The 9543-nt window shown below is 66.0% G+C and carries 8 protein-coding genes; all 8 read right to left on the reverse strand.

Annotated elements, in window-relative coordinates:
* Positions 1-49: 49 nt before the first annotated feature.
* Positions 50-724: a phosphatase PAP2 family protein gene (locus VW23_RS24775; RefSeq protein ID WP_069912159.1), complete on the reverse strand. Its 675-nt coding sequence runs from the start codon at positions 722-724 to the stop codon at positions 50-52.
* Positions 725-822: 98 nt separating this feature from the next.
* The gene (locus tag VW23_RS24780) at positions 823-1266 is read right to left on the reverse strand and encodes a PTS sugar transporter subunit IIA (protein WP_069912160.1); all 444 of its coding nucleotides are present in this window, start codon (positions 1264-1266) and stop codon (positions 823-825) included.
* 9 nt (positions 1267-1275) lie between these two features.
* Complete coding sequence (locus tag VW23_RS24785) at positions 1276-1998, reverse strand: response regulator transcription factor (protein WP_069912161.1); 723 nt, start codon at positions 1996-1998, stop codon at positions 1276-1278.
* On the reverse strand, positions 1995-4682 hold the full coding sequence (locus tag VW23_RS24790; protein ID WP_069912162.1) for a sensor histidine kinase: 2688 nt from the start codon (positions 4680-4682) through the stop codon (positions 1995-1997). Before VW23_RS24790 ends, VW23_RS24785 begins: the two co-directional genes overlap by 4 nt.
* A gap of 68 nt (positions 4683-4750) precedes the next feature.
* The gene (gene kdpC, locus VW23_RS24795; protein ID WP_069912163.1) at positions 4751-5320 is read right to left on the reverse strand and encodes a potassium-transporting ATPase subunit KdpC; all 570 of its coding nucleotides are present in this window, start codon (positions 5318-5320) and stop codon (positions 4751-4753) included.
* A gap of 11 nt (positions 5321-5331) precedes the next feature.
* Complete coding sequence (kdpB, locus tag VW23_RS24800) at positions 5332-7386, reverse strand: potassium-transporting ATPase subunit KdpB (protein WP_069912164.1); 2055 nt, start codon at positions 7384-7386, stop codon at positions 5332-5334.
* A 73-nt stretch (positions 7387-7459) separates the two neighbouring features.
* Positions 7460-9163 carry a potassium-transporting ATPase subunit KdpA gene (kdpA, locus tag VW23_RS24805; RefSeq protein WP_069912165.1) on the reverse strand — a complete coding sequence of 568 codons (1704 nt, stop codon included), beginning with the start codon at positions 9161-9163 and terminating at the stop codon, positions 7460-7462.
* Between the two features lie 24 nt (positions 9164-9187).
* The gene (gene kdpF / locus VW23_RS24810) at positions 9188-9277 is read right to left on the reverse strand and encodes a K(+)-transporting ATPase subunit F (protein WP_055887114.1); all 90 of its coding nucleotides are present in this window, start codon (positions 9275-9277) and stop codon (positions 9188-9190) included.
* Between the last annotated feature and the right edge of the window lie 266 nt (positions 9278-9543).

Below are 9543 nucleotides of genomic sequence, written 5' to 3' on the forward strand. Positions count from 1 at the left end.
CCCCTCCACCAGCTTCGCTGGTCCCCCTCCCCCGCCACGCGGGGGAGGATTACTGAGAGGCCGGTGCTTGCCCCGCCCGCTCCCGCACAAAATGCGCACCCGTGGTGCACAGCAGTGCCCAGGCCGCGCCGAGCGACCAGCCGGCCAGCACGTCGGTGGGGTAGTGCACCCCGAGATAAATCCGGCTCACCCCGATCAGCAGGGTGAGCACAATCGCCACCCCGACGAAGAAGCGCTTCAGCTGCCGCTCGGATGAGGACTCCGCCAGCATGGCGCCGATGGTGAGGAACACCACCGCCGAGACCGTCGCATGCCCGCTCGGAAAGCTGGCGGTGAACACTTCAGCGACGCCGGTGAGGTCGGGCCGCGGCCGGTCGAACAGCATCTTCAGCACCGTGCTGATGATGGTGCCGCCCACCACGGCAAACCCCATGAACCACGCGGTCCGTTGCTTACCCACCAGCAGCAGATAGACGAACACCAGGATCACGATGATGCCCAGCACCGAGAAGCTGCCGAGCGCCGTGATGTCGCGCACCGCCTCCACGAACCAGCTCGGCCCGATCGGGTCGGCCGGGTCGCCGGGGGTGCGGAGCGCCATCAGCACTGCGTTATCGAGATTGAGCGTGTCGCCATCGGTCACCGCATCGGCAATCAGCCCGAAGCCGCCAAGCAGCGCCGCAGCAGCGAGCGCCCCAACGTAGACGCGGCGAGGTGTGGGCATGGCGATGATCCTCCGAGGTCGCGTTCGCTGCGGCCGATATGCCCACGCTGCGGACCGGCAGCAAGCCTTTCCGTGCATTGAGGCGGCGGTCGGACGCCCTACTCTCCCGTCATCGCCGAATACATCTCCGCCGCCGTTCGCGCCCGCCTGAGCCGTTCCGTCACCCCGGCCGACCGCAATTGCCGCGACACCACCGACAACGCCTTGAGGTGCGAGGTTCGATCGGCTGGCGACAGCAGCAGGAACACCAGGTCGACCGGTCGATCGTCGACTGCGTCGAACTCCACCGGCTTGGTCGTTCGCGCCAGCAGCGCAAACGGCTTGGCCAACCCGGCCGGCGCGCTGTGCGGAATGGCGATGCCCTGCCCGATGCCGGTCGAGCCGAGTGTCTCGCGATGGCTGAGCCCGTTGAACACCGCCGCCTGGTCGAGGCCGGTAGCTCGAGCGGCACGCTCCGCCAGCTGCTGCAGCAATTGCGGCTTGGAGGGAGCGTCGAGGTCAACGAGCACGTTTTCCTCTCGAAGCAGTTCGGCGATATTCATCTGGTCACTCTAGTTATGGTCGGCCGGCGCCGGCTCGATCGGATCGGCCTCATGCAGGCGATAGCCCACGCCGGTTTCGGTGGTGATGTAACGCGGCTGGTCGGGCGTCTGTTCGATCTTTTGTCGCAACTGCCGGACATAAACGCGCAGGTACTGCACATCGGTAGTGCCATCCCACACCTGCTCGAGCAGAAAGTGGTGGGTCAGCACCTTGCCGGCATGCTGCACCAGGAGGCGCAGGATGTCGTACTCCTTGGGTGAGAGTTTCACCTCCTTGCCGTCGACCTTGACGAGGCGCTTGACCAGATCGACCGACAGCCCGCCGGTGACGAACACCGGCCGCTCGCCCTGCTGCTGCAGCCGGTGCCGGAGCGCCACGCGGATGCGGGCGGCGAGCTCGTTCATGCCGAAGGGCTTGGTCACATAGTCGTCGGCGCCGCGTTCCAGCGCCTTGACGATCCCCGCTTCGTCGGTACGGCTCGATAGCACCACCACTGGCAGGTCGAGCCCCTCGTCGCGCCAGCGGGCAAGCAGATCGTGCCCCGAGATATCGGGCAGTCCGAGATCGAGCAGGATCAGGTCCGGCCGCTCCACCTTGAGCGCTTCGAGCGCGAACTTGGCATTGCCCGCCTCGGTGATGGCATAGCCCTGTGCACCGAGCCCCATGCGCAACAGCTTGCGGATTGGCGGCTCATCGTCGACGACGAGAATCTTGACGCCCGAATTGGTCATTTCAGCTCACCCAGATCTGGCGTTTGCTTGGGAGTTGGCATTCTGATGGTGAAGACGGCGCCCGTCCGCTCCTGCCGGTTAGCGGCCATTATGGTGCCGCCCATCGCCTCGACGAAACCGCGGCAGATCGACAGGCCAAGCCCGGTTCCGGCCCGCACCTGGTCGACTTTCCGCACCCGGTAGAAGCTGTCGAACACCCGCTCGAGATCCCCGGCCGGAATGCCCGGCTCCTCGTCGATCACCTGCAGCACCACCGAGCTGCTGTCGGCCCAGCCCTTGAGCCCGATCGTCGTGCCCTCGGGCGCATACTTCGCCGCGTTGTCGATCAGGTTGAACAGCACCTGCTCGAACAGCACCGGATCGACAGTGATCATCGGCAGATCGGCCGGGATATCGACGGCGACCCTGTGCCCGGCGGTGATCTTCAGCGTCCGCTGCAGCGCCGTGCCGACGATATCGCCGACGAAGTGCAGCCCGGCATTGGGCGCCGTCGCGCCGGATTCGATCCGCGTCATGTCGAGGAGGTTGGCGATGAAGCGGTTGAGCCGCTCGGATTCGTCGACCACCGTGCCGAGCAGTTCGGTTTCGTCGTCCTTGGCGAGCCCCTCGGGTGGCTCGCGCAACATGCCGGCAGCACCGAGGATGGCGGCGAGTGGGGTCTTCAGGTCGTGCGAGATCGAGGTCAACAGCGCCGAGCGCAGCCGATCGGCTTCCGCCGCGAGCTTCGCCCGTTCGACATCATCGACCAGCTGGATGCGTTCGATCGCCACCGCCGCCTGGTCGGTCAGCGCATCGAGCAGCCGCCGTTGGTCCGGGGTGAGCAGCGGCCCCGGCTTGTCGTTGTCGAGCCCCACCACGCCAACCGGCGTCCGGCCGGTCTTCAGCGGCAGATAGAGCCGCTTGGCCCCGGGCAGCGTATCGGCGCCGCGGCCGGCAGCGCGGTCGTTCTCCCAGGCCCAGCGGGCCGCAGCGACATCGGCCTCATCGAGCGTATCCTCGGGCGGATAGCCGGCCTTCACCGCTATACCGCCATTCTCCGGCAGCAGCAGCACCACGCGCAGCTTCAGCATCGAAGCGATCTGGTAGGCGGTGGCCCACAGCACGTCGTCGAGTGTGCTCGTGCCGGCGAGCTTCTTCGAAAACAGATAGAGGTCCTCGGTGGTGCGCGCCCGCTGCCGCGCCGCCGCCGCCTGCCGCTGCACCCGCGCGGTCAGGTTGGAGGCAATGAACGCCACGCCGAGGAAGAAGCCGAGCGCGATGACGCTTTCGGGGTCGCTGATGTTGAGCGTGTAGAGCGGCGAGAGAAAGAAGAAATTCAGCATCAAGGCGCTGAGCAGCGAAGCGAACAGGGCCGCGCCGAGCCCGAAGCTCAGCGCCGCCGCCAGCACCGCCATCAGGAACACCAGCGCAATATTGGTGACATCGAGCACCCGATCGAGCAGCAGGCCGGCGCCGAGCGCCACCGCGACCAGGCCCGTGCTCCACACATAGGGCAGCAGTTCCAAGCGCGGCGGCGTCATCTGGATCAGCCCGGTCACCGGCTTCACCGCCTTCTCCACGGCGCCGGCGATGACGTGCACGCTGATATCGCCGGCATGGCGGATCAGGTCGTGCGACACCGAGCCCTGCAGCCACTCGCGCCATTGCGGCTTCTGCGGCTTGCCGATGACGATGTGGGTGACGTTGTTGGCGGCTGCATAGCGGACGATTTCGGTGGCGATGTGCTGGCCGGGCAGCACCACCGCTTCGCCGCCCAGTTGCTCGGCGAGGCGGAGGCTGGCCGCCAGCTGGTCCTTGCTGGTATCCGATACCGCCGCCGTCCGCGCCGTCTCGATGTTGAGGGCAACGAATGGCCCGCGCAGCCGGTCGGCCAGCCGCCGCGCATAGCGCACCAGCGACGGCCCGCGCGCCTGTTCGTCGACGCAGACCAGCACCCGCTCGCCTGCCGCCCATGGGCCATTGATGGCGTGGCTCTGCATGTGGCTGAGCAACTGGTCGTCGACCCGCTGCGCCGTACGGCGCAGCGCCAGCTCGCGCAGTGCCGTGAGATTGCCGGGCGAGAAATAGTTCTCGACGGCGCGCCGTGCCGTGGTCGGCACATAGACCTTGCCGTCGTGCAGCCGCTTCAGCAGGTCGTCGGGCGTGATGTCGATGATCTCGATGTCGTCGGCCCGATCGATGATCGAATCCGGCACCGTCTCGCGCACCCGGATCCGGGTGATCTGCGCCACCACGTCGTTGAGGCTCTCGACATGCTGGACGTTGACGGTGGTGTAGACGTCGATGCCGCGCGACAACAGCTCCTCGACATCGAGGTAGCGCTTTGGGTGGCGGCTGCCCGCTGCGTTGGTGTGCGCCAGCTCATCGACCAGCACCAGTTGCGGGCGGCGATTGAGGATGGCGTCGAGATCCATCTCCTCGAGCGCTCGCCCCTTATAGTCGATCTCTACCCGCGGGATGAGCTCGAAGCCGGTGACCAGCGCCCCGGTCTCCTTGCGGCCATGCGTCTCGACCACGCCGATCACCACGTCGACGCCCTCGGCGAGCTTGGCCCGCCCCGACATCAGCATCTCGTAGGTCTTGCCTACCCCCGGCGCCGCGCCGAGAAAAATCTTCAGCCGACCGTGGTTTTCGCGTTCGGCTTCGGCGAGCAGCGCATCGGGGGACGGTCGGGCCTTGTTCATCCACTATCTCCGCCTGCCGCGGGGAACGGCAAGACGCGGGGTGAGACCCGCGCCCCACCTATATCGTGTCAGGATGCGCTGGCGCCATCGAGCGCCAGGTTGAGTTTCAGCACGTTCACCACCGGCTCGCCCATGAAGCCGAGCTGCGGCGCCTCGACATGCTGGCGCACCAGCTCGGTGACCGCGGCTTCGTCCATGCCGCGGGCGGCAGCGACGCGCGGCACCTGGAAGTAGGCCGCCTCGGGGGTGATATGCGGGTCGAGCCCGCTGCCGGAGGTGGTGACGAGATCCATCGGCACCGGCGCGATCGGGTTCTCGGCCCTGAGCGTCTCGGCTTCGGTCTTGATCCGCTCGATCAGCGCCGGATTGGTCGGCCCGAGGTTGGAGCCCGACGAGGCGGCCGCGTTGTAGCCGTCGCCGGCAGCCGAGGGCCGGCCATGGAAGTAGCGCGGTGTCGTGAACGCCTGCCCGATCAGTTCCGAGCCGACCACCTGCCCGTCTTTCTCAATCAGGCTGCCATGCGCCTCATGCGGGAACAGCGCCTGCGCCAGCCCGGTCATGGCGACCGGATAGAGCAGCCCGGTGATGATGGTCAGGGCGACGATCATGATGAGAGCGGGTCTCAGTTGCTTCAGCATTTCGAATGTCCTTACGCGAGGCCAATGGCGGTGATCGCCATATCGATGACCTTGATGCCGGCGAACGGCACGATGATGCCGCCCAGCCCATAGACCAGGAGGTTGCGGCTCAAGAGCGCCCCGGCGCCTACCGCCCGGTACTTCACGCCGCGCAGGCTAAGCGGGATCAACGCCACGATGATCAGGGCGTTGAAGATGATGGCCGAGAGGATGGCGCTTTCCGGCGTCGCCAGCCCCATGACGTTGAGGGCGCTGAGCTGCGGGTAGAACGCCAGGAACATCGCCGGGATGATGGCGAAATACTTGGCGATGTCGTTGGCGATCGAGAAGGTCGTCAGCGCCCCGCGGGTCATCAGCAATTGCTTGCCGATCTCGACGATCTCGATCAGCTTGGTCGGATCGCTGTCGAGGTCGACCATGTTGCCGGCTTCGCGCGCCGCCACCGTGCCGGTGTTCATGGCAACGCCGACATCGGCCTGCGCCAGCGCCGGCGCGTCATTGGTACCGTCGCCGCACATCGCGACCAGCTTGCCCTTGGCCTGCTCCTCGCGGATCAGACTGAGCTTGTTCTCCGGCGTCGCCTGGGCGAGGAAATCATCGACGCCGGCTTCCGCCGCGATTGCCGCCGCGGTCATCGGGTTGTCGCCGGTGATCATCACCGTGCGGATACCCATGCGGCGGAGTTCGGCGAAACGCTCGCGGATGCCGCCCTTGACGATGTCCTTGAGCTGCACGATGCCGAGCAGCTTGCCGTCGCGAGCCACCGCCAGAGGCGTGGCGCCGGATTTGGCGATCTCGTCGGAGATCGAGCGGATCTCGCGGATGGTGTCGGCGCTGTTGGCCGCGCCTTCCCCCACATGCTTCAGCACCGCATCGACCGCGCCCTTGCGGATCGACGAGCCGCCGACATCGACGCCGCTCATCCGGCTCTGCGCCGTGAACGGCACGAAGCTGGCGTTGAGGCTTTGCATGTCGCGGCCGCGGATGCCGTATTTGTCCTTGGCGAGGACGACGATCGAGCGCCCTTCCGGCGTCTCGTCGGCGAGCGAAGCCAGCTGCGCCGCGTCGGCGAGATCGGCCTCGGTGACCCCGGCGACCGGACGGAACGCGGTGGCCTGCCGGTTGCCGAGCGTGATGGTGCCGGTCTTGTCGAGCAGCAGCGTATCGACGTCACCAGCCGCTTCCACGGCGCGGCCCGACATGGCGAGGACATTGAAGCGCACCAGCCGGTCCATGCCGGCAATGCCGATGGCCGAGAGCAGCGCCCCGATGGTGGTGGGGATCAGCGTCACGAACAGCGCCACCAGCACCACCATCGGCACATTGCCGCCGGCATAGGCGACAAAACCCGGAATGGTGGCGACGGCCAGCACGAAGATCAGCGTCATGCCGGCGAGCAGGATATTGAGCGCGATCTCGTTCGGCGTCTTCTGCCGCTCCGCGCCCTCGACCAGCGAAATCATGCGATCGAGAAAGGTCGAGCCCGGCGCTGCGGTGATGCGTACCCGGATCCAGTCGCTCAGCACCTGGGTGCCACCGGTCACCGCCGAGCGGTCGCCGCCGGACTCGCGGATGACCGGAGCCGATTCACCGGTGATGGCGGCTTCGTTGACCGAGGCGATGCCTTCGATCACCTCGCCGTCCGACGGGATGATGTCGCCTGCTTCGACCATGACGGTATCGCCGACCTTCAGGCTGGTGCCCGGCACCATCCGGAAGCTGCCGCGGCCCTCGGGCGGCAGCAGCTTGGCCTGGGTTTCGGTGCGCGCCCGGCGCAGCGAATCCGCCTGCGCCTTGCCGCGGCCCTCGGCCACCGCTTCGGCGAAGTTGGCGAACAGCACGGTGAACCACAGCCAGAGGTTGATCTGGAACGAAAAGCCCAGATTGCCCGAACCGGTCACCAGGTCCTTGACGAACAGCACCGTGGTGAAGGCGGAGACGACGGCGACGACTGATATCACCGGGTTCTTGATCAGGCTTTTCGGGTTCAGTTTCCTGAACGCGCCGCCAATGGCGGGAACGAGAATGCGAGTGTCGAACAGGCTCGCCGATTTCAACTGGCTCATCAGAGCCTCCAGCAGGTTGAGAGAGGCGCGGCGGGCTCATGCGAGCGCCGCGCCGGATCTGTGTGGGTGCGCATCAGAAGGTCTGGCCCGCGAGCATCGCCAGGTGCTCGGCGATCGGCCCGAGCGCCAATGCCGGGATGAAGGTCAGCCCGCCGACCACCAGGATGACGCCCAGCAGCAGTCCGATGAACAGCGCGCCATGGGTGGGGAGCGTCCCAGCCGAGGCCGGCACGGTTTTCTTCGCGACCAGCGAGCCGGCCAGCGCCAGCGCCGGAATGATCACCAGGAACCGCCCCATCAGCATGCCGATGCCGAGCGTGATGTTGTACCAAGGCGTGTTGGCCGAGATGCCGGCAAAGGCCGAGCCATTGTTCGCCGCCGCCGAGGTGTAGGCGTAGAGCACCTCGGTGAAGCCACGCGGGCCTGGGTTCCAGATCGACGACACGCCGAACGGCAGCACGACGCTGATGGCGGTGAAGCCGAGCATGGCGAGTGGCAGGCAGAGGATGGCGAGCATCGCCATCTTCACTTCCTTGGCTTCGATCTTCTTGCCCAGATATTCGGGCGTACGGCCGACCATCAGCCCGGCAACGAAGATGGCGACGACGACGAACAGCACGATGCCGTAAAAGCCGGCGCCGACGCCGCCGATGATGATCTCGCCCAGCATCATGTTGATCAGCGGGATCATGCCGCCGAGCGCCATGAAGCTGTCATGCATGGCATTGACCGCGCCACACGAGGCCGCCGTGGTAATCACCGCAAACAGCGCCGAGAGCGGGATGCCGAAGCGGACTTCCTTGCCCTCCATGTTGCCGCCATCGATGCCGAGCGCATGCACCAGCGGGTTGCCCGCGGCTTCCGCCCAGTAACAGACGACGACACCCACGACGAACAGGATGCCCATGGTGATGAAGATCGCCCAGCCCTGCTTCTGGTTGCCGACCATGCGGCCGAACACATTGGTCAGCGCGGCGCCGATGGCGAAGATCGAGACCATCGAGATGAGGTTGGTCAGCGCCGTCGGGTTCTCGAACGGGTGCGCGGCATTGACGTTGAAGAAGCCGCCGCCATTGGTGCCGAGGTACTTGATCATCATCTGCGAGGCCACCGGCCCCTGCGCGATGCTTTGCTGGGCGCCCTCGAGCGTCACCGCACTGGTGTAAGCGTCGAGGTTCTGCGGCACGCCCTGCCAGACGAGGACGAGCGTTCCGACGACGCAGATCGGCAGCAGCACGTAGAAGGTCGAGCGCACCAGATCGACCCAGAAATTGCCCAGCGTATTGACCGATTTGCGGGCGAATCCGCGGATCACCGCCATGGCAACGGCGATACCGGTCGCGGCGGAAACGAAGTTCTGCACCGCCAGACCCAGCATCTGGGTCAGGTAGCTCATCGTGGCTTCGCCGGCGTAGTTCTGCCAGTTGGTGTTGGTGACAAAGCTCGCTGCGGTATTGAACGCGAGCTCGGGGCCAACCTCGGCCATCCCCGCCGGGTTCAGCGGCAACATGGCCTGGAACCGCTGCAGGAAGTACAAAATGATGAAGCCGGCGAGGTTGAACAGCAGCAAGGCCACCGCGTAGGTGACCCAGTTCTGCTCTTCGTCCTCGCGGGTGCCGGCGACGCGGTAGAGCCCGCGCTCGAGGGGGCGGAGCACCGGCTGCAGCCAGGTGCTGTCGCCGTTGAAAACGCGCGTCATATAGGCCCCGAGGGGTTTGACGAGCAAAATGATGATCCCGCAGAAAACCAGGATCTGGAGCCAGCCGAGTAAGGTCATGGGAAGAGCTTTCCGGGTCCGGCGCTAGAAGCGCTCGGGACGAACGAGGGCGAAAACCAGGTAGACGAGGAGGAACAGCGTCACCGCGCCTCCGAGGATGAAATCGAGCAGCATGGCGATGGCCTCTCAGAGCTTTTCGCAGACGGCGACGTAGGCAAAGGCGAGGGCGAAAAAGACTGCACCGATCGCGAGGACAGCGATGTCCATGGTTTGGTTCTCCTATCGAGAAGCGTGCACGACCGCCGCCGTCGGAGGGCGGCAGCGGCCAGGTGGTCGAAAATGCTGGGTGAGATATGCGCCCGCCCCGCATAGGGTTTCGAGAACGGACCGATCGGAAAGAAATAGGAATCCCATAGGGTTTTGGGCTCAACGCCTACGGC

It is taken from the genome of Devosia insulae DS-56 (genome assembly GCF_000970465.2).
GTDB classification, from domain to species: domain Bacteria; phylum Pseudomonadota; class Alphaproteobacteria; order Rhizobiales; family Devosiaceae; genus Devosia_A; species Devosia_A insulae.

Bases quoted from the DNA above. Each gene is read 5' to 3' on its own strand.
- kdpC (WP_069912163.1), bottom strand. From the start codon at position 5,320: ATGCTGAAGCAACTGAGACCCGCTCTCATCATGATCGTCGCCCTGACC.
- VW23_RS24775 (WP_069912159.1), bottom strand. From the start codon at position 724: ATGCCCACACCTCGCCGCGTCTACGTTGGGGCGCTCGCTGCTGCGGCG.
- kdpB (WP_069912164.1), bottom strand. From the start codon at position 7,386: ATGAGCCAGTTGAAATCGGCGAGCCTGTTCGACACTCGCATTCTCGTT.
- VW23_RS24790 (WP_069912162.1), bottom strand. From the start codon at position 4,682: ATGAACAAGGCCCGACCGTCCCCCGATGCGCTGCTCGCCGAAGCCGAA.
- kdpA (WP_069912165.1), bottom strand. From the start codon at position 9,163: ATGACCTTACTCGGCTGGCTCCAGATCCTGGTTTTCTGCGGGATCATC.
- kdpF (WP_055887114.1), bottom strand. From the start codon at position 9,277: ATGCTGCTCGATTTCATCCTCGGAGGCGCGGTGACGCTGTTCCTCCTC.
- VW23_RS24785 (WP_069912161.1), bottom strand. From the start codon at position 1,998: ATGACCAATTCGGGCGTCAAGATTCTCGTCGTCGACGATGAGCCGCCA.
- VW23_RS24780 (WP_069912160.1), bottom strand. From the start codon at position 1,266: ATGAATATCGCCGAACTGCTTCGAGAGGAAAACGTGCTCGTTGACCTC.